Annotated in this window: 1 protein-coding gene; it reads left to right on the forward strand. The window is 58.5% G+C overall.

Annotation, left to right across the window (positions count from 1 at the left end):
• Positions 1-23 precede the first annotated feature (23 nt).
• Positions 24-458, forward strand: a 435-nt coding sequence (locus tag QWI17_RS06845; RefSeq protein WP_302721776.1) for a hypothetical protein, incomplete at its 3' end; no start/stop codon positions are given.

Genomic DNA, 458 nt, shown 5'->3' on the forward strand with positions numbered 1-458 from the left:
TTCGCGCCAGGAGAAACAATTCGGTGTCGCTGCCTGGCAGCAACATGAAGGACAACATGCTGGCAGCTGTCGCCAACGTAGGCGGCGTGACGGATGTGAAGATCCTTGAGAACAACAGCGATGAGCCAGCTGACCCTGACGGCATCCCTTATACCGCAATCGCGGTCATCGTGAATGGCGGGTCAGATCAAGACGTTGGCCAGGCGATGTACTCGAAATACAACCCGGGCACCCCGATGTACCCCCGTTACAGCACCAAAACAGACACATGGGTAGACCCGCCCGGGGCGACCGGGGTGAAGGTGCAGATCACGTCGCCTTCCACCGGCAACAACGAAACGATGACGTTCCAGCGCGCAGTGGCCCTGCCGATCTACGTTTCGGTTGAGGTGCAGCGAAAGGGCAACCTGCCAAGTGATATCGAGCAGCGCATCAAGGACGCCATAGTTGAGGACTCG

The organism is Gilvimarinus gilvus, from assembly GCF_030518155.1.
Lineage (GTDB): Bacteria > Pseudomonadota > Gammaproteobacteria > Pseudomonadales > Cellvibrionaceae > Gilvimarinus > Gilvimarinus gilvus.